We start from the raw sequence: 19,146 nt of genomic DNA, 5'->3' as shown, positions 1-19,146 counted from the left end.
AAAAAGCTCCTAGTTTCAGCCTGTTCCCGTTCGCGTCAGCGGGACGGAGTCCTTGTGGAGTTTGAGAGAGGTCAAATCCGCAGGCGAGACCCCCAAACGCTGGTGGTGGACTTGGGCAAAAGCCGAAGCAGCCGCAGGGGAATCAGCCGGAGGGTGATGATGGGTGGTAGGAGAGTCTGCAGCAAGAGCTAGGGCACTGCTATCGCCGCGAGCGGCTAAAAGTTGCTCCTGCTGCCAGCGCTCGAAGTCTTCTGGTCTTTCCACAATCAATTGCGTAGCCATTACCCCGTGGTAGGGGCCGCACAGCTCCGCGCAGATGATGGGGTAAGTCCCCAACTGGGTAGGCACAAACTCTAGGTGGGTCTCTCGGCCTGGAATGAGATCCTGCTTTAGGCGAAATTGCGGCACCCAGAAGGCATGGTTGACATCAAGGGCCGTCATATTCAGGCGCACCCGCCTGTTGAGGGGAAGGTGGAGCTCACTAGTCACCAAGCCCGATTCATAGGTAAACAGCCAACCGTATTGCATGCCCTGCACCTGAACCACCAGATCCGGCTGGCCCATCTCTTTCCCAGGTAGCACCACAGGGGTATAGGCATAGCCCGGCTCCCCTGCCTTGGCTTCCTCGGAAGAGCCCATCCCCATGGCCGCGTGCATATGCCCGCCCACATTGGTGCCTCCGTAAATAGCCTGGTAGACATCTATGCTGGCTAGGCCCAACCAAAGGATGATCAGAGCCGGCACTGCTGTCCACACGATCTCCAACAGCACATTGCCGTGACTGGGATCCCCGTCGCCGTGCTCCCCCCGTCGCTTGCGGTAGCGGATGACACAGTAGAGGAGCACCCCTTCCACCACCAGAAAGATGCCGGTGGCGATGGTGATGGTGCTGTTGAAGAGGCTATCGAAGAGGGGAGCTGAGTTGGCTGCCGCTTCGGGGAGGAGATGGTGATTCTGGCCATACCAGAGGCTGGCTAGGGCTAACAGAACCCCAATCCCCACCAAAAGGATATTTTTGAGGGCACTCACAGCTGCTTTTCCCCCTGCTACTGCCTGCCCACTCCAGCAGATTCTGCCAACAGAGCCAGAGCAGGCTCGTACTCATTTCCATTCAACTTGCAGGAGCTGGAGAGAAGTGTCTGTCCTTAGGGATCTTTTCGGGATCTCGGTCGGAGCGCCGGATCCCTAGCTTCACAGCGGCCGTCTACTGAGGAAGCGTAGCTCAGCACAAAGAAATTCTTAAAAAGCCTTTGCCAACCGCAAAGCCGCATTTAGAATCCGTTGCAGAAAGACCTGCCTTTTACTTAGTGCAGAGTGTTGGCCTCTTTCCATAGGCAGGCTTGATTGAAGTATTTTTTCAACTGCAATGGACCCCTCAATTCCTCGATCTCGCCTCCTCTCTTCTTGTCCCGTTCGCGCCAGCGGGCCGGAGGCCTTTCCCTTGCCAGGGAGGGAGCTTTCTCTGCGCATGGGGCGAGCTCTGCTGGGTCTAGCAGCGGCCACTTGGCTGTTGATGGGGCTAGGCAGTGCGACTCGAGTTATGAATGCTGGACTTGCCTGTCCAGACTGGCCTCTCTGCTATGGGGAGCTGCTGCCCACCGAGCAGATGAACCTGCAAGTGTTTCTGGAGTGGTTTCACCGCCTGGTGGCTGCCGGTGTGGGCTTGGCCACGCTGGTGCTAGTGGGGTTTGCCTGGCTGAAGCGCAAGGCCTTGCCCAATTGGCTGCCCTGGGGTCTGAGCTGGGCTTTTGTCTTGGTCGTGGCCCAAGGGATCCTGGGCGGGCTGACAGTGACGGAGCTGTTGCGTTTTGACATTGTGACGGCTCACCTGGGCACGGGCCTGCTATTTTTTGCTACGCTGCTCACCCTCGGGTTGCTCGTTTTGCCGCGCTTTGCTTCTTCCATACGCGCTCCGCGCCGCTATCGCGAACGCGCTACTCGGACGGAGGCCTTGGAGGGGAGAGCTGCAGTTGGCTATTTGCCTTGGCTGGGTTTGGTGGCGGTGTTGCTGGTGTATGTCCAGAGTCTGCTGGGGGCCTTGGTAGCCTCGCGATGGGCTTTGCACCAGTGCTTGGCTGCGGGCGAGTTGTGTGGGGTCATGAACAGCCACTTGCTGGGAGTAGCTCCAGCCACGCTAGCGGTGGTGGGGGTGGCGGCGGCCACAGGTCGGCGGCGGGTCCCAAAGATTCTCAAGCTGCTGGGCTATGGGTCGGTGGGGCTTTTGCTCGCCCAGGTGGGAGTTGGTGTTCTCACCTATCGCTACCGACTGCAGGTGGAGCCCTTGACAGTAGCCCACCAGATGGTTGGGGCAGCTTTGCTGGGGTGTTTGCTGGGCTTTACGGTGCTGGCCTGGCGCCTGCGCAACAGTGCCCCTAGGCAGGGAGAAGACAGGGCTGGCACTCAGCCAGGGGCCGCGGCTGTAGCAATCACTGTTCGCGCCAGCGGGACGGAGGCCTTTGAGTAGTTCCATGGCAGAGATCCTTCAAAGCTACCGCCCAGCCGCTTGCCATTCGCGCCAGCGGGCCGGAGGCCTTAACGCCACGCCAGGGGCTAGTCAGTGCCCAAGCCTAGGCCAACTTTTGCGCAGCTATAGCCAGTTGGTGAAGCCGAAGATCATCGCCTTGCTGTTGGTGACCACGGCTGGCGCCATGTGGATGGCAGGCAATACGGATCCGTTCAAGTTTGGCGTCACCCTCCTAGGGGGTGGGATGGCGGCAGCAGCAGCCAATGTCCTCAACATGGTGTACGACGCCGATATCGACCGGCTGATGGAGCGAACCTGCCACCGTCCTCTGCCTGCTGGCCGCATTCAGGCGCGCCACGCTCTGGTGTTTGCCGGGATCCTTACCCTGGTCTCCTTCAGCTTACTGGCCTATTTCACCAACCTCCTGGCCGCTGGTCTGGCCATGGCAGGGATCCTAGTGTACGTAGGGGTCTATACCCACTGGCTGAAGCGCTCCAGCCCCCAGAACATCGTGATCGGCGGAGCTGCGGGGGCGATCCCGCCTTTGGTGGGCTGGGCAGCAGCTACGGGCAAGCTGAGCTGGGCCGCCTGGGTGATGTTTGCCATCATCTTTCTGTGGACCCCGCCCCACTTCTGGGCTTTGGCGATTCTAAAGCAAGAAGACTATGCCCGCGCCGGCGTGCCCATGCTGCCGGTGGTAGCAGGAGAAAGGCCAACTGCCGCTCAAATTCTTCTCTACGCGCTGCTGGTGGTTCCGGTTAGCTTGTTGTTGGTCTACCCCTTGCACGTGCTGGGATCCTTGTACCTAAGCGCGGCAGTGCTGCTGGGATCCCTTTTGGTTTGGAAAGCCATGCAGCTGTTGCGGAGGCCGCAGGATCGGGAGCGGGCAGCCTCTCTCTTCACCTTTGCCAACCTCTACTTGCTGCTGTTGTGCGGCGCCATGGGCTTGGACAGGTGGTCGTTGACCCACGCCCTCTGGGAGCAAGCCCTTGCCTCCCTCCAGGGGATCTATGCCCCTCTAGTGGCGCTGGCCGGCCAGCTTGTAGAAGGGGGATCCCTGGGTTGACAACTCACCGATTACCCTAGTTGGCTCAGCCGGCAGCATTGTGGGGCTTGCGAAAAACTGTTCTATGGCCCACCCTTGTTTTGCGATACTGCTTGCTACGGGTGGGTATGTTTGAGAGCAACAGCACGATAGCGATGCAGCCTCTGGTCAAAGGGCGGCCTCAACGTCTTCGCGGCCAGCCAAGCTTAGCAGGGTTCCGCCTCTCCTGGGGCCTCCTAGTCAACTTGCTCTGGGCTCTGCCTGCCCTTGCCCAAGCAGAAGTGCCTGACTCTGCCCCCTCCCTCCTCTTAGATAGCCGAGCCATCCGCACTCCCAACCTGCCTCCCACCCTCTCTGTTCCTCCCGGAGCCCGCCCTGCTACTCCCCCCCCAGTCCCGCAGGGGGCCACCAGAGCGGAAGAATTAGTGGCGCCTCAATCCCCTTTGGAGGTGCGTATTGAGCGGAGGGAGGGCCTATCTCTCCAAGAGGCGCTGGAGATTGCCGTTGCCCAAAACCCGGCAGTACAGCAAGCAAGGCTGGCCGTCAAACGGGCTGAAGCCGGCGTGGCCTTGGCGCAAGCAGCCTTTGCCCCTACCCTCTCCACGCGCGTCAACTACCAGTACAGCGAACCTCCTGCCCCCGGCAGCGGGCCCAGGCGCCCATCCCATACCCTCTCGGCCAGCGTGTTGCGGCTAGACTACACAGCCTTCGACAACGGGGTCAGGGCGCAAAACCTGAAGCTTGCTGAGGAAGCTCTGCGCGTTGCCCAACTGCAGCTCGAGCAAACCCTGCAGACAGTGAAACAAGCTGTGGCCAACGCCTACTACGACCTGCAGAGCGCTGATGCCCGCGTGGCCATTAGCCAGGCTGCGGTTGCCAGTTCTGAGGCCACCCTGCGGGATGCCCAAGCCCGCGAACGGGCCGGTGTGGGTACCCGCTTCGAGATCCTCCAGGCAGAGACTGAATTGGCCAACAACCGACAAGCCCTGCTGGCAGCCCAAAACGACCAACAACTGAGTCGTCGCCGCCTGGCCGAACTGCTGAACTTTCCCAGTCCCACCGATGTGCTGGCTGAAGAGCCTGTCGAGCCGATGGGAGAGTGGGATCTGAGCCTAGAGGAAACCATTGTTGCTGCCTTTGCCAAGCGTCAAGAGCTGGAGCGCCAGCGCCGAGAGCTGGAGCAAGCCCAAGCTCGGCTGCGCCTAGCCCAAGCTAGCAACGGTCCCCAAATTAGTTTGTTCGCCAGTCTCGACGCGGCAAACGATTTTAGGGCCGACCGCAACAGTTTCGATGTCGGCTATTCGGTTGGCGCTAACTTTAACTTGACCTGGTTTGATGGGGGAAGGGCGGAGGCCCAGGCTCGCCAAGCCGAGATCGACAGGCAGGCGGCTGTGAGCAATTTCGTTGGCACTCGGAATGAAATTCAACGCAGCGTAGAAGAGGCCTTCCTCACCCTCAGCTCTAGCCGGGAACGGATTGAGACGGCCAAAGTGGCAATCGCCTCGGCAGAAGAAAGTTTGCGGCTAGCACGGCTGCGCCTTCAGGCTGGTGTAGGCACGCAGACAGAGGTGATCAACGCCGAGGCCGCCCTCACGACTGCTCGGGGCAATCTTGCCAATGCGGTGATTGCCTACAACCGTGCTCTGACCCAGCTGCGGCGGGCCATCGGCAGCCTCTAGGGATCCCTAGATCTTGCGGGAGTAGTACTCAACTACCAACAGCTCGTTGACGGGCGCGCAGATTTGCTCGCGCGAAGGCAGATCCTTAATGCGGCCGCGCAGCTTCTCCTTGTCAAACTCCAGGTAATCCGGCAAAAACAGCCCTGGGTACTCGGCGTAGGCAGCCACCAGCCTGCGGGAGGACTCCTTGTTCCTCACTGTAATCACATCGCCCACCTTGCACTCATAGCTGGGAATGGTTACCTTGCGGCCGTTAACTTCAATGTGGCCGTGGGTCACCAACTGCCGCGCCGCCGGAATCGTCGGGGCCATGCCAAGGCGAAACACAATGCAGTCCAGACGCATCTCTAGAAGCTGCAGCAGAGCTAGCCCCGTAGATCCCTTGGAGCGGCGTGCCTTGCGCATGTAGCGGATCATCTGCCGCTCGCTTACCCCGTAGTTAAAGCGGACTTTTTGCTTTTCTTCTAGGCGGATGGCGTATTCAGACTTTTTCTTGCGCTCTGCCCCATGCACACCTGGGGGGTTGGTGTTTTTGGGGCGCTTGCGAGTCAGGCCAGGCAGGTCAAGCCCTCCGAAACGGCGAATGATCCTCAAGCGGGGTCCTGTATAGCGAGACATGCAGGCTTTCTCCAAAAGCAGCAGATAAAAGTTAAGTGAAGCGCCAAAAAATTGGCGATCTCCTATGTTAAGCTCTCAGCCCCTTTTTAGGGCAAGGGAGCCGCTGCCATCAGTCGCGGCGAAGCTTCAATTGGGTGCGGATGAAGGCGCGATCCTCGCTGAGCAGGCCGTTGAGGGTGCGCCGCTCCCCCAAGATGGGATCCGGATCCAAGCCAATGGCCTCTAGATCTGCCAGCACCATCAGCTCCACCAGTTGGGCAAAGGTTACCTTGGGCTGCCACCCCAGCACCCGCTTGGCCTTGGAGGCGTCCCCCAAGAGCAGATCCACCTCCGTTGGGCGGTAGTAGCGGGGATCGATCTCAATGAGCACGCGATCCTTGTAGACTCCCTGTTCTTCCAGTCCGGATCCCCGCCAGGTAATGGGCATGCCCACCAGAGCAAAAGCCCGTTCTGCAAACTCCCGCACGCTGTGGGTTTCGCCAGTAGCCAGCACGTAGTCGTCTGGCTGGGGCTGCTGCAGCATCATCCACATTCCCTCGACGTAGTCTTTGGCGTAGCCCCAGTCCCGCTTGGCATCCAGGTTGCCTAGATAAAGCTTGTCCTGCTTGCCGGCTACAATACGGCTGACGGCACGAGTGATCTTGCGGGTAACAAAGGTCTCGCCTCGCCGCGGGCTTTCGTGGTTAAACAAAATGCCGTTGCAAGCAAAGAGGTTGTAGGCTTCGCGGTAGTTGACCGTCTGCCAGTAGGCGTAGACCTTAGCACAGGCGTAGGGGCTGCGGGGATAGAAGGGGGTGGTCTCTTTTTGCGGGATCTCCTGCACCAGACCAAACATCTCCGAGGAGCCGGCCTGGTAAAACTTCACCCGGATCCCAGTGCGCTGTTGGTAGTCGCGGATGGCCTCCAGGAGGCGTAGGGTGCCCATGGCTACTGAATCAACAGTATATTCCGGGGCATCGAAACTCACCCGCACGTGGGATTGGGCCCCCAGGTTGTACACCTCCGTCGGCTGCACCTGCTCCAAGATCCTGCGCAGGGTGGTGCCATCGGTGAGATCCCCGTAGTGGAGAAACAGCCTAGCCGTGGGATCGTGGGCGTCCACGTAGAGGTGGTCAATACGGTCGGTGTTGAAGGTGCTGGCCCGGCGGATAATGCCGTGGACTTCGTAGCCTTTTTGCAACAACAGCTCGGCCAGGTAAGAGCCATCCTGGCCAGTAATGCCAGTAATCAAGGCACGTTGGGTCATGGGGTTAGCACCCGTAGGACAGCAAATTGCCCAGCTCAAAACCTAGAGCTGCAGCTCCTAAGGCAAAAATTATAAGGCACGCCTTCTGTAGGGGAACTAACGCCTAGGAAGAGCCAAGCTGACGCTCTTTAACCCGCTGCAGGGCTGGGCTCAGGGCCACCGGCCACGGATCCGGCTGGCGCAGTTGCCGCACCCCTAGCGGTAAGCGCAGCACCGAGGCGCGGCTAGTGCGGGCGATGGCTTCTAGATCAGGCAGAGGCTCCAGCAGCACGCCCCGGCGCATGATCTGGCGCAGCAGCGGTTCGTAGCCAGGGGGTGAGGTCTCGTCAGCGTGGCCGAGCAAGTCTCCCTCTGGGCCGCGGAAGATTTGCTTACGTCCTGGCAGGGTGGCTTTGGCAAAGGAGGCCTTAGCCACGGGAATCCCGTTGATCTCCACCAATTTGTACACTCCGTTCACCCCCTCGCCGGTAACCAGGCGGGTGCCAACCCCATAGCCGCTAATCGGTGCCTGGGAGCGGTGCAACCGCTCGATCTCGTATTCATCCAGATCGCCACTGACAAACACCGGCGCCCCCTGGGGCAGGATGGCCTTGACCTGGCGGGAGAGGACTTCCAGATCTCCGGAGTCGATACGCACGCCACCAATTTCGCCTCGGGATCCCAGTTGATCCGGCTGGGTGGCTGCAAAGAGCTGGGCGGCGGTGCGCGCCCCTTGGATGGGATCGTAGGTGTCAATCAGCAGAACCGCTTGGGGAAAGTAGCGCCGGAAAGCTTGAAAAGCACGGGTCTCATCCCCCGAGAGGGCGGCAATGGCCATCACGAGAGAATGGGCCATCGTGCCCGCCGGCTTGCGTCTCAATTTTAGGGCTGCCAAGACATTGGAGGTGGCATTGAACCCCGCCGCCAGAGCTGCCCGCGCTGCCCACAGCCCTGCTTGGGGGCTGAAGGCCCGCCGTGTGCCAAACTCCAACAAAATGGCCTCATCTCCAGCAGCATCGCGCATGCGGGCCGCCTTGGTGGCAATCAGGGTTTGGTAGTTGAAGGTCGTCAGCAGATAGGTTTCCACCAGTTGCGCTTGCCAGAGAGGAGCCTCCACCCGCAGCAGAGGCTCGTTGGCAAAGACGGCTGTTCCCTCGGGTACCGCCCACACATCCCCCTCAAAGCGGCAGCTAGCCAGCAGCTCCCAAAAGCGTTGCGGTGCCTCGGCAAAAATGCCCGTCTCCCGTAGTGCCTGCAGGGCTTCCGGCGGAAAGTGCAACTGCTGCAGGTATTCCACCGCTTGGGCTAGCCCCATGGCGATGAGGTAGCCATAGTCCGTGGGCAAGCGCCGCACAAATAGCTCAAAGGCCGCTGGCTGATTCTCCAGGCCCTCCCCCACGTAGCAGGCGGCCATGGTGAACTGGTAGAGATCTGTCAGCAGGCCATAGTCTTGAGGCTGTAGGGAGGAAAAGTCTGGGCTGACCATGGAATCCTCAAGCAAGCCAGGGAGGCAGCATGCAAAGATCGGCTGCCCAAGTTGGAGCTACCATGGTAGCAAGTTCAGCCTGCCAGGGATCCCTAGAAACGGGAAGCGCCATGGACACCTCTGCGCCGCAGTTGACAACTCCGGTGCCGCCACCTCTGCCTCTCCCCTCCCACTTTGATCCCAGGCGGGTGGGGGAAATTTGGCGGGTGTCCTACCAACAGCGGGCGCTGGAAGCGGAGCAGTGGGCCCGGGAGTACCGCATCCCACCAGCGGCAGCAGATCGAGTACGGGTGGGCCTGTTGCTGATTGATGTGCAAAACACCTTCTGCATTCCTGGCTTTGAGCTGTTTGTGGGGGGGCCCAGCGGCCTGGGGGCCGTGGAGGACAATCGCCGCCTGTGCGAGTTTATCTATCGCAACCTGGCCCACATCACTCAGATCGTGGCCACCTTGGACACCCACACCGCTATGCAGATCTTCCACCCCATCTTTTGGGTGGATGCCCAGGGATCCCACCCCGAGCCAGCTACAGCCATCTCGGCAGATGAGATCCGCTCGGGCCGCTGGCAAGTCAACCCTGCCATGGCCGCCAACCTCACCCAGGGGGATCTGAGGCGGCTGCAGGCCTATGTCCTCCACTATGCTGAGCAACTGGAGAAAGGGGGAAAATATCCCCTCGTGGTCTGGCCCTACCATTCCATGCTTGGCGGGATTGGCCATGCGCTGGTGCCGGCAGTAGAAGAGGCAATCTTTTTCCACGCCATTGCCCGCTGCAGCCAGCCTCGCTTGGAGCTCAAGGGATCCAACCCTTTGACGGAAAATTACTCTGCTCTCAGCCCGGAGGTCTTGACAGGGCCGGAGGGGGATCCCATCGATGAGAAAAATGCATCCCTTATCCGCCACCTCCTGGAATTTGACGCCCTGATTGTCGCTGGCCAAGCCAAAAGCCACTGCGTCGCCTGGACGGTGAGCGACTTGCTGCAGGAGATCCAAGCTAGGGATCCCAGCCTGGCCAAGAAGGTCTACCTTCTGGAAGATTGCACCTCGCCGGTAGTGATCCCTGGCTTGGTCGATTTTAGTGAACAGGCGGAGGCAGCCTTTGCCCGCTTTGCTGCAGCGGGGATGCGGCGAGTGCGCTCTACCGAGCCCCTCTGGAGTTGGCCTGACTTTCCCCGGCCTCTTTAGGATGCGGCAGGACAGCCTGTACGATCGCGTCGGCGGTGATCCCCGCCCCGAAGCCAGTTCCCTGCGCCCCCCCACTGGCGCTCGCGACTTCCTACCGCGGGAGGTTCAGCGGCGGGAAAGGCTGGAGGCGCAGCTAACTCAGGTTTTTCGCCGCTACGGCTATCAACGCATCATCACGCCCACCCTGGAGCGGCTGGAGACGCTGCTGGCTGGAGGATCCATCCGCGGCGAGGCCGTGCTGCAACTGCGGGATGGGGAAGGAACGATGCTGGGGCTGCGCCCTGAGTTTACCGCTTCTATTGTGCGGGCGGCGGCTACTCGGCTGGCGGGCGGGCCCCTGCCCCTGCGGCTTTACTATCACGGCAACGTCTTCCGCAATAGCCGGCGGGAGGAGGGATCCTACACTAGCCAAGAGTTTTTCCAGTCTGGAGTGGAGCTCATCGGTGCAGGCGGGTGGCTAGCAGATGCCGAGATCTTGCTGCTTTTGGCCGATTGCGTGCGCGCTGTCGGCCTCAGCAACTGGACGTTACTTTTGGGAGATGTGGGCTTGACCGAGAGCCTGCTCAACCCTGTTGCTCCCAAGGCCCAGGCGGCAGTGCGCCGCGCCATAGCCCAGCTTGACTACGTCTACCTGGAGTCCGCCCCTTTGCCAGAAGCAGCCCGCCAAATTGGCTTGCAGATTCTGGGGCTGCGCGGCCAGCCTGACCAGGTTCTACCCCAGCTTGCCCAGCTTCCGGTGCCGTCGGAGCGGCTGCGGGATCTGCGGCAGTTGTGCCAGATCCTAGAGGCCCATCAGGTGCGGGTGGTGCTAGACCTTAGCTTGCTGCAGACTCTAGCCTACTACACCGGCATTGTCTTCCAGGCAGTGGTGGGGGGAGAGGTCATCGCCCTGGGCGGGCGCTACGACCGGCTCTATGCCCTCTATAGCCCGCAGCAACTCGAGCAGCCAGGGATTGGTTTTACCCTCCTGCCGGATACCCTGCTGCGGCTTTTGCCCCCCGATGCTCAGGCCGAGGCCGCGACCTGCAAGCGGTTGGTGGTGCCGCTGGTGCCGGCAGGGATCCCGGCAGCCCTAGCCTTGGCTGCCCGCTGGCGGGAATCAGAGGCGGTGGAGCTGGAGTTGCTGGATCGGACGCCCGAAGAGATCGAGGCCTACGCCCGCCAGTGCCGGATCCCCGAGATTGCCTGGGTGCAGGCTGATGGCAGCTACCACATCTCCCACGTGGACTAAATATCCAGAGCCGCCAGATCCAACTGGCCGCTGTGGGCTTCAATAAATTCCCGCCTGGGGCCGACGGCATCGCCCATCAAGATGGTGAAGATGCGATCCGCCTCGGCGGCATCCTCGATGGTGATTTGCTTGAGGACGCGCGTTGCCGGGTTCATGGTGGTTTCCCAGAGCTGCTCCGGCATCATTTCCCCCAAGCCCTTGAAGCGCTGGATGGTGTACTTGGCGTTGGCCGGCAGGCTGCGCAGAACTTGCTCCTTTTCCGCCTCGTTGTAGCAGTAGCGCACATTGTTGCGGCCCCACTCAATCTTGTAGAGGGGCGGACAGGCAATGTAGACGTAGCCCTGCTCCAAGAGCGCCTTCTGATAGCGGTAAAAGAAGGTAAGCAGCAGGGTGCGAATGTGGCTGCCGTCCACGTCGGCGTCGGTCATGAGGATGATGCGGTGGTAGCGCAGCTGGCTGGGATCAAACTCTTCCCCCTTGACCCCCAAGCCCAGCGCCGTGATCATGGCCTGAATCTCAGCGTTTTTGTAGATCTTGGCGGGATCGGCCTTCTCGATGTTGAGGATCTTGCCGCGCAAGGGCAGCACTGCCTGGAACTGGCGATCCCGGCCCTGCTTGGCGCTGCCCCCTGCCGAGTCGCCCTCGACCAAATACACCTCCGACTCTGCGGGGTCGCGGCAACTGCAGTCGGCCAGTTTCCCCGGCAGCGTGGAGGACTCCAAAGCCGACTTGCGGCGCACCAATTCCCGGGCCCGGCGGGCCGCCTCGGCGGCGTTGAAGGACTGGATGGCCTTGTCGACAATCCCCCTAGCCACGTTGGGGTTGAACTCGAGGTACTCCGTGAGGGCCTCCGAGACAATGGTCTGGACAATGCCCCGCACCTCGGTGTTGCCCAACTTGGTTTTGGTCTGCCCCTCAAACTCGGGGTTGGGCACCTTGACCGAGACAATGGCCGTCAACCCCTCCCGCACGTTTTCGCCCGCCAGGTTGGGATCAGAATCTTTGAGTTTGTTGAGCTTGCGGGCTTGGCTGTTGATGGTGAGGGTGAGGGCAGTCTTCAATCCCTCCAGGTGGGTGCCCCCTTCGGTGGTGCGGATGTTGTTGGCAAAGCCAATGACCGTATCGGTGTAGACATCTCCACACCACTGTAGGGCGGCTTCTACCTCAACCCCATCCCGCTCCCCGTGGATGTAGATAACGTCGGCGTGGAGGGGGGTTTTCTCGTGGTTAATAAAAGCCACGTATTCCTTAATGCCACCCGTAAATTGATAGACTTCGCAGTGAACGGGATCCCGCCGCAGATCGCTAAAGGTAATCTTCAAGCCGGCATTGAGATAGGCCAGCTCCCGAAAACGGCTTGCTAGCAGATCGTAGTCAAACTCCCGCTCGGGGAAAATCAGGGCATCTGGCTTAAAGCGTACCTCTGTGCCTCGCTGGTGAGATCCCGGAGGCTGCGGCTCAGCCTTTAGGGATCCCACGACTGCCCCCCGCTCAAAGCGCTGAAAATAAACCTTGCCATCCCGCCAGACTCTGGCCTCTAGCCACTCCGAGAGGGCATTTACTACTGAGACGCCAACGCCGTGCAGCCCCCCGGAGACCTTGTAGCCGCCCCCCCCGAACTTGCCGCCGGCATGCAACACGGTCATGACCGTCACCAGCGCCGGCTGCCCTGTTTTTGGGTGGATGTCTACCGGGATGCCGCGGCCATTGTCCAGCACCGCCACCGAACCGTCGGGGTAGAGGGTAACCTGGATCTCGTTGCAGTAGCCGGCCAGGGCCTCGTCGACCGAGTTGTCCACCACCTCATGCACCAAGTGGTGCAATCCCTTTGGCCCCGTGGAGCCAATGTACATACCAGGCCGCCTGCGCACAGCCTCCAAGCCCTCTAGAACTTGGATCTGCTCCGCACCGTAGTTTTCTGTCATTGCAATCGCAGCCTCGCTAGCACAAGTCCGGAAAAATTGACTCTTGAGGCCAGAGAAGAGGCCATTACCCAAAACACTGCCGCCATGATAGCACAAAAGCCTAGAAGGGCAAAACAGCGGCCTTCGAGGGCCGACTTAGCCAGGGGGTGCAGGAGGGCTAGCTGTCTGGGCCAAGAAAGCTCTCCACCAGGCCCGGTGGCGGCTGCACCTGCAGTTGGCCTTTTTCCAGATCCACCACCGGCACCAGAGCTTTCACGAAGGGGATCAACACCTGCCGCTTGTCGGGAGTAGAGACCTCCAAGACATCTTGGCCACCAGCCCAGATGGCCGAAACATGCCCCAGCAGCCGCCCTTGATGGTAGACGGCTAGACCAATGAGATCGCGGTAGTGGTACTCCTCCGGCCCCAGGGAGGGGCGCTGGGAAGCAGGCACCAGCACCTTAGCGCCCACCCAAGCCTCTGCCGCTGTGCGATCCGGGATCCCTTCTAGCCGCACCAAGTACAGGCCCTTGTTCGGAAAAAACCGCCCCTCAACTAGAGAATGCAGGAGGGGCTCGGGGTCGCTATCCCGCTGCAGCCAGCGGGGCCCTGGCTGGGTGAAGCGCTCCGGAAAATCCGACCAACACTTAACTCGCAGCCAGCCCCGTAGACCGTGGGCCGCCACCACCTGTCCCACCAGCAGCCAAGCGCGATCCCTAGACATGGCGCTAACCAAAGCCAGGTCGCCACAAGAATACTAATCCTGGACGCAGACGACCTGCTGCGTCTGGGCAGATTGCTCAGCAGCTTCGGCCACAGCAAGGGCGTGGAGCATTTTCTCAGTATCCACGTAAAGAGGGCTGCCCTGCCGTAGGTGATCCAACACCAGGCGGGTATCTTGCTCAAACAGGCCGCGGCGGGAGCCAGTCTCGAGGGGGTGGGCGCTGCCGGGACGCAACAGCGTCGCCTCTTCGCCGTTGATTAACAGGCCACCGCGCTGGCCATGGAACTCCAGTAGGCGCTGGGAACACCACAGCGAATCCCCTTTGCCGTAGGTCAACACCGCCAGCAGCCCGTTGGCAAAACTCAGTTGGGCCGTGCAGTAGCAACTGCTGTAGCGGTGGGGCAGGTCTGGACCGTCGTAGCGCAGTTGACAGCTCACCCGCTCTACTTTCCCCAACAGGTCCACCAGGCGGTGGATGCGGGAGACAGCCCCCGTGAGAGGAAAGCCGAAGAGGTCGGGCCGATAAGTCCAGCGGTCAGGGGCAGGGTGGGTGGCAGTGAGGGTAATGTAGCGAACGGCAAGCAACTTGCCCAGCCCTGCCAGCTCCCGTCTCAGCAACTGGTGAACGCCGCTGAGGAGCTCGATGTGCTCCACATGCAACAGCAGCCGCCGTTCCGCAGCCAATTGCACCAGCGAACGAGCTTCGGCAGCGCTGAAGGCCAGGGGATATTCCACAACAGTGTGGATCCCGGCTTCCAGAGCGGCACGGGCGATGGCCGCATGATCCCGATTGATGGTGCTGACAAACACCAAATCCAGCCGCTGCTCGCAAAACAGGGAAGACCAGTCGGAATAGGCAGTAGCCCCAAACTCAGCAGCAAAGGCGGCACTTCGCTGGGGCGTTCGGCCAGCAACAGCCACAACTTGCACCTGCTCATCTTTGCGCAAGGCCTCTGCCCGTGAGCGAGCTGCGTAGCCAGTGCCGATGATCCCCACCCGCAAGGTCTGTCTCCTCTCGTAGCCTGTTGCTGTCTGTAGCATCCCATGGAGCCCCACAACAGGGATCTTGCCCTCTCCAGCTTGTCCGGGAAGATCCCTGCTCCCCCGCCAAAGCCCTGGCCCCTTAGCTTCCAAACACGCTGACAATGCGGCGCATCGCCTCCTCCACGTTGGCGCGGCTGTTAAAAGCCGACAGGCGCAGATAGCCCTCGCCAGCGCTGCCAAAGCCAGATCCGGGGGTGCCCACCACATGGCAGGTGTGCAGCAGCTTGTCGAAAAACTCCCAACTACTTAGCCCCTCCGGGGCTTTTACCCAAACGTAGGGAGCGTTGACGCCGCCGTAGGCCTGGAGGCCGGCTTTGGCCAACTGCTCACGAATGATGCGGGCATTCTCCAGGTAAAACTGCACCAGAGCCCGCACCTGCGCCTGCCCCTCCTCAGAGTAGACAGCCTCGGCCCCTCGCTGCACAATGTAGGCCACACCGTTGAACTTGGTGGACTGGCGGCGATACCACAGGCTCCACAGATCCACCCAGGAGCCGTCGGCAGCCTGGCCTCGCAGCGACTTGGGCACCACCGTAAAGGCGCAGCGGGTGCCGGTAAAGCCAGCCGTTTTGGAGAAGGAGCGAAACTCGATGGCACATTCCCTGGCCCCTGGGATCTCGTAGATGGAGTGCGGGATCCCGGGCTCGGTAATGTAGGCCTCGTAGGCGGCATCAAAGAGGATGAGCGAGTTGTGGGCGCGGGCATAGTCCACCCAGGCCTGCAGATGCTCCCGCGTGGCGACTGCACCAGTGGGGTTGTTGGGAAAGCAGAGGTAGATGACGTCCACCTTTTCCTCGGGCAGGCTGGCGGTGAAGTGGTTTTCCGCCGTCAGCGGCAGATAGACCAGGCCCTCGTATCCGCCCCGCTCGTTGGCTGGCCCCGTATGGCCCGCCATCACATTGGTGTCCACGTAAACCGGATAGACAGGATCCGTGATGGCAATGGTGTTGTCGTGGCCGAGAATATCCAGAATGTTGCCGCAGTCGCACTTGGAGCCATCGGAGATGAAGATCTCGGAAGCGTCGATGTCGCAGCCGCGGGCCTGAAAGTCGTGCTGGGCAATGGCCTGGCGCAGCCACTCGTAGCCCTGTTCCGGTCCATAGCCGCGGAAGGTAGCCCGATCCCCCATCTCCTCCACGGCCCGGATCATGGCGGCTCGACAGGCTACCGGCAGCGGCTCGGTGACATCGCCAATGCCCATCTTGATGATCTGAGCTTCGGGATGGGCGGCGGCGAAGGCCTGCACGCGCCGGGCAATTTCGGGAAAGAGATAGCCAGCCTTGAGCTTGAGGAAATGGTCGTTGATCCTGGCCATAGGAGTTGAGCGCTGCAAAGAACCGTCGGCCCTCCAGTGTAGCCGAAGCCAATTCCCCGCTGCTTACCAGCTCACAGCCCTAGCCTCTCCAGGCTGAAGGCGCCCACTGGCGAGGTCAGTTGAAACTCCCCCCGCTCTTGCGTCAGGCCCACCGGGCGACTGGGGAAGGCCACCAGGATCCCTTCCAGGCGCAGTGACCCCGCCAGGGGATCGTAGGCCAAGCGCAGCTCCAAGTCCCGCAGGTCGCGGCGCACCTCAAGGCGGCGGATCCCTGCCTCCGTCAGGCCCAGGCGGAGCCGCCAGTGGTTTTGCCACTGCGTGCCAAGGGTGGCATCCAGGTCAAGGCCGTAGGTGGAAATTCCTCCCGACCGGGGATCGTAAACTGCCTGCAGCGCGTAGCTAATCCCCGGCTCATAGCTGTCTAGACCCGAGCGTTGATCCCGGTTGAAGGTGGTGCTGCTGCGCCCCCGATACTCCAGCCGAATGGGTTGCCATTGCCCCTTGTTGAGGTCGTAGGAAGTTTGCACCTGGACGTTGAACAGCTCGGGCACGGTGTTCCAGGTAAAGTTGGCGTTGAGGGTATCCCACCTTTGGGCAACGAAATCATAGCCAAGGGTGGTGTCAAAGCGCAGCAGGTTCCTCACTTGCGCCTGCAGCTCCTGCAGGTTACGGGAGGCAATTGCTTCCAAGTCCTCCGGCGTGTCGTCGGGAAAAGTCAGGGCTATGGGCAGCTCGCCGGGCAGGTCATCTTCAAAGGCAAGGTAGCCGGGAGGCACGTTGGGCAAGAAATTGCGCGGGGTGAAGAAGCTAATGCTGGCGTTGAGGCGATCCACATCTCGGGGGCTGGCGGAAAGGGTTTGAAAGGGAGCGGAATTGTTGCCGTAGAAGGTGCGGCTGTAGCGCAGGTCGATGGTGTTCCATTCAGCAGGCTTGAAGCTAAGGCGGGGGTTGAGGCTGACGGTGGACTCCTGGTTGGGAGTGGAGTACAGGACTTGAGTGTAGTCAATGGAGCCGGGCACGAAGGTGATCCAAGGAGCCGGTTGAATGTCGTTGAACTGAAGGCTGGAGCGCAGCTCGTAGCGATTGAAAAAGTTGAGGCCAGATCCCCCTTCTCGATTCGGCTGTTGCTCTTGGGTCAGGGTGAGGGCGCTGCTGAGGAAGATATCGGGACTGAGGCGGAGGAGATCGGGGTTGAAGGCCAGCTCGAAATTGCGGCGCGGCTCGGTGTCGCCGTTGGAGCTGCTGTAGGCGCGGTAGGCCAGGCGGTAGGTGCCACCCCAGCCAGGGGGGGTGAGCTGGGTGCCCAGCGTCAGCCGTGCGTCGGCAAAATCTGGCCCGTCTTTGACGCTTACCCGCTGGTTGTAGTCCAAGCGCAGATCCGACTGCAGCCAAGGCACGCCCCCATAGCGCTGCACGTGACTAAGAGTGAGGGGAAAGGTGTAGGTGCCGTTCTCCTGGGATCCGCTGCGGTTGATGTTGAGGGTGGTGGTCGAGAGATCCCCCTGGAAGGTGGCATTGAGGCGGAGATCGGCATTGTCGTTGCGCCCGCCGGCAGGGCGGTAGGTGTTGTCCAGGTTGAGGTTAAGCTGTCCCCGCAGTTGGCCTTCTTGGCCGAAGATGTTGGCGGCGTAGAAGTCGAAATTGTGGTCAAGGCGGAGGCGGCTAGAAAAGCGCTGCTCGTCGGCCTCGGTTACCAGGTAAAACTGGGCCCGCCCATAGTTGACGCTGTCGGGGATGGGGAGGATGTAGTCGTGGACAAAGCCAAGGCCCAGGCCTTTCTTCTGCAAGACATCCAGCCGCAGGCCGCCAAAGTTGTACTCGTTGAAGCGGTAGGCCCAACTGGACTTGACAAACACTCCTTCCGCCTTGCTCCGCCCTGGCAGCACCCACTGGTGATCTCGCAGGCTGTAAATGAAAAGGGGCAGGTAGGCAATCTGCAGCCCCGCCCGCAGTTCGCCCTCCTTGCCCAGCTCGCCGCCAGCAAAGACGCGGGCATTGTAAACGATAACCTGGTTGTCGGGAAACACCTCCACCCGATCCCCTTGCACGTAGTGGGTGATGGGCGGCTCTGGTGAGGTGGTGAGGGTTGCCTTCTCAAGGAAGATCTGATCCCCCAACAGGGCGGTGGTCTTTTGGCTGCGCACAAAGATCTTGGTGCCCGGCTCCTCCCCAGGCAGGATCACCAGCGAGTTTTCAAATTGAGCCCTGCGACCGGGAATATCCAAGTCCAGGTTTTGCCCTTCAATTTGCCGGATCCCGCGCCCCTGCGGCCCAGGAGGCCACTCCATGCGAAAAGGGCCCTCGCTGCGCAGGCGCCGTTCCCGCCGGTAAAACACCAGCCGCTCGCCGCTGATGCGGGTGCCGTCGGCCAGCTGGATCTGGGCGTTCCCCTCGGCAATGCCCACATCTTGTTCAGCAAGGTAGCTGAGCACATCCCCGCTGACATTGACTTGATCCGGGTCAAGAGGGATCTGCCGTTGGACAGTGGTGGCCAGTTGCTGGCGAATTTGGGATCCCTGGCCGGCAGGGGGAGCAGCTTCTGGGCTTAGGTCCCGCAGCAGGGGGAACCGCTCCAACAACTGGGGAGCCAGGAGAGATCCGGCGGTGGGGGTGAATACCTCCGTCCCGCTTTGAGCGGTTCTCTGAGGGCTAGTATTCAAGTTCCCACCGGCTGGCGAGGTCAATGCCGTCTTTTGCCCTTGAGCAGTGGCCAGGCCCTCGACAGGGGAGAAGCCCCTTGCTTCGTTGGGCTGCTCTTCTACCTGCAAGTCAGCAGCTCGGGAAGTTATAGGCCAAAAGGAGCGAAGGGAGTCCAGAGTAGGAATAGCTGTAGTAGGCCGGGAAAACGGTGTTGCCTGGGCCTGTTGCGCCTGCTGCCGGGCATGGGCTGCTGCCCCCTCGGCCAAGAGCCGCTGTAGCCGCTGCCGGCTGAGCTCTTCTGGCGTGAGGGCCTTTTCAGGAGGGGTGCTAGACGGCGGGGAGGATGGAGCGATGGGATCCCCCAACAGGCTGGCGCCGGTGGGAGCAACCGGTTCTGGGCTGGCAGCTCGGTGAGCCAGTTGTAGCTGCTGGGCCGAGGTTTGCGCTGCCCAAAAGCGCTGATAGCCCTCTAGGTTGGTAGGCAGGGGATCCGGCTGGGCAAAGACCGCCCTCCCCGTTCCCACCCACAGGGAGCTGCCCCAGCAAAGGGCTAGCCACCTTGCCCATGGGCTGAAGCCCTGCGAGAA

At 61.1% G+C, this 19,146-nt stretch carries 14 protein-coding genes; 5 read left to right on the top strand and 9 right to left on the bottom strand.

Annotation, left to right across the window (positions count from 1 at the left end; translation table 11 throughout):
* Positions 1-15 precede the first annotated feature (15 nt).
* Positions 16-1,029, bottom strand: coding sequence for a cytochrome c oxidase subunit II (locus NW833_RS03865; RefSeq protein WP_414411604.1), 1,014 nt, complete (start codon positions 1,027-1,029; stop codon positions 16-18).
* Positions 1,030-1,468: 439 nt separating this feature from the next.
* On the opposite strand from NW833_RS03865, the gene NW833_RS03860 reads away from it, so the two are divergent.
* The 3 genes from NW833_RS03860 to NW833_RS03850 all read left to right on the top strand — a co-directional run bounded on the left by NW833_RS03860 (position 1,469) and on the right by NW833_RS03850 (position 5,188).
* Positions 1,469-2,464, top strand: a complete 996-nt coding sequence (locus NW833_RS03860) for a COX15/CtaA family protein (RefSeq protein WP_414411625.1) — start codon at positions 1,469-1,471, stop codon at positions 2,462-2,464.
* 4 nt (positions 2,465-2,468) lie between these two features.
* Positions 2,469-3,530 (top strand): heme o synthase, encoded by a 1,062-nt coding sequence (locus NW833_RS03855; RefSeq protein WP_414395498.1) that lies wholly within the window; start codon positions 2,469-2,471, stop codon positions 3,528-3,530.
* Between the two features lie 107 nt (positions 3,531-3,637).
* Positions 3,638-5,188, top strand: coding sequence for a TolC family protein (locus tag NW833_RS03850; RefSeq protein WP_414411603.1), 1,551 nt, complete (start codon positions 3,638-3,640; stop codon positions 5,186-5,188).
* Positions 5,189-5,194: 6 nt separating this feature from the next.
* On the opposite strand, the gene rpsD is transcribed toward NW833_RS03850, so the two are convergent.
* The 3 genes from rpsD to NW833_RS03835 form a co-directional block, all read right to left on the bottom strand.
* Positions 5,195-5,806, bottom strand: coding sequence for a 30S ribosomal protein S4 (rpsD, locus tag NW833_RS03845; RefSeq protein ID WP_414411602.1), 612 nt, complete (start codon positions 5,804-5,806; stop codon positions 5,195-5,197).
* A gap of 109 nt (positions 5,807-5,915) precedes the next feature.
* Positions 5,916-7,052 (bottom strand): GDP-mannose 4,6-dehydratase, encoded by a 1,137-nt coding sequence (gmd, locus tag NW833_RS03840; RefSeq protein ID WP_414395493.1) that lies wholly within the window; start codon positions 7,050-7,052, stop codon positions 5,916-5,918.
* A 103-nt stretch (positions 7,053-7,155) separates the two neighbouring features.
* Positions 7,156-8,517 (bottom strand): nicotinate phosphoribosyltransferase, encoded by a 1,362-nt coding sequence (locus NW833_RS03835; RefSeq protein ID WP_414411601.1) that lies wholly within the window; start codon positions 8,515-8,517, stop codon positions 7,156-7,158.
* 110 nt (positions 8,518-8,627) lie between these two features.
* Here NW833_RS03835 and NW833_RS03830 point away from each other — a divergent pair, with 110 nt between their 5' ends.
* Both NW833_RS03830 and NW833_RS03825 read left to right on the top strand, forming a co-directional pair.
* A complete protein-coding gene (locus NW833_RS03830; protein WP_414411624.1) occupies positions 8,628-9,701 on the top strand; it encodes an isochorismatase in 1,074 nt (357 codons plus the stop codon).
* Position 9,702: 1 nt separating this feature from the next.
* Positions 9,703-10,932: an ATP phosphoribosyltransferase regulatory subunit gene (locus NW833_RS03825; RefSeq protein WP_414395489.1), complete on the top strand. Its 1,230-nt coding sequence runs from the start codon at positions 9,703-9,705 to the stop codon at positions 10,930-10,932.
* Here NW833_RS03825 and gyrB read toward each other — a convergent pair.
* The 5 genes from gyrB to NW833_RS03800 all read right to left on the bottom strand — a co-directional run bounded on the left by gyrB (position 10,929) and on the right by NW833_RS03800 (position 19,083).
* A complete protein-coding gene (gene gyrB, locus NW833_RS03820; protein WP_414411600.1) occupies positions 10,929-12,857 on the bottom strand; it encodes a DNA topoisomerase (ATP-hydrolyzing) subunit B in 1,929 nt (642 codons plus the stop codon). The genes NW833_RS03825 and gyrB overlap by 4 nt on opposite strands.
* Positions 12,858-13,014: 157 nt before the next feature.
* The gene (rimM, locus tag NW833_RS03815; protein ID WP_414411599.1) at positions 13,015-13,560 is read right to left on the bottom strand and encodes a ribosome maturation factor RimM; all 546 of its coding nucleotides are present in this window, start codon (positions 13,558-13,560) and stop codon (positions 13,015-13,017) included.
* A 33-nt stretch (positions 13,561-13,593) separates the two neighbouring features.
* On the bottom strand, positions 13,594-14,601 hold the full coding sequence (locus tag NW833_RS03810; RefSeq protein WP_414411598.1) for a Gfo/Idh/MocA family protein: 1,008 nt from the start codon (positions 14,599-14,601) through the stop codon (positions 13,594-13,596).
* Between the two features lie 82 nt (positions 14,602-14,683).
* Positions 14,684-15,919: an LL-diaminopimelate aminotransferase gene (locus tag NW833_RS03805; protein WP_414411597.1), complete on the bottom strand. Its 1,236-nt coding sequence runs from the start codon at positions 15,917-15,919 to the stop codon at positions 14,684-14,686.
* Between the two features lie 71 nt (positions 15,920-15,990).
* Positions 15,991-19,083 (bottom strand): hypothetical protein, encoded by a 3,093-nt coding sequence (locus NW833_RS03800; protein ID WP_414411596.1) that lies wholly within the window; start codon positions 19,081-19,083, stop codon positions 15,991-15,993.
* Positions 19,084-19,146: the final 63 nt, after the last annotated feature.

It is taken from the genome of Synechococcus sp. O70.1 (genome assembly GCF_047462215.1).
Lineage (GTDB): Bacteria > Cyanobacteriota > Cyanobacteriia > Thermostichales > Thermostichaceae > Thermostichus.
The sequence above is the reverse complement of the archived record's forward strand: the minus strand, read 5'-3'. Positions and strand labels throughout refer to the sequence as shown.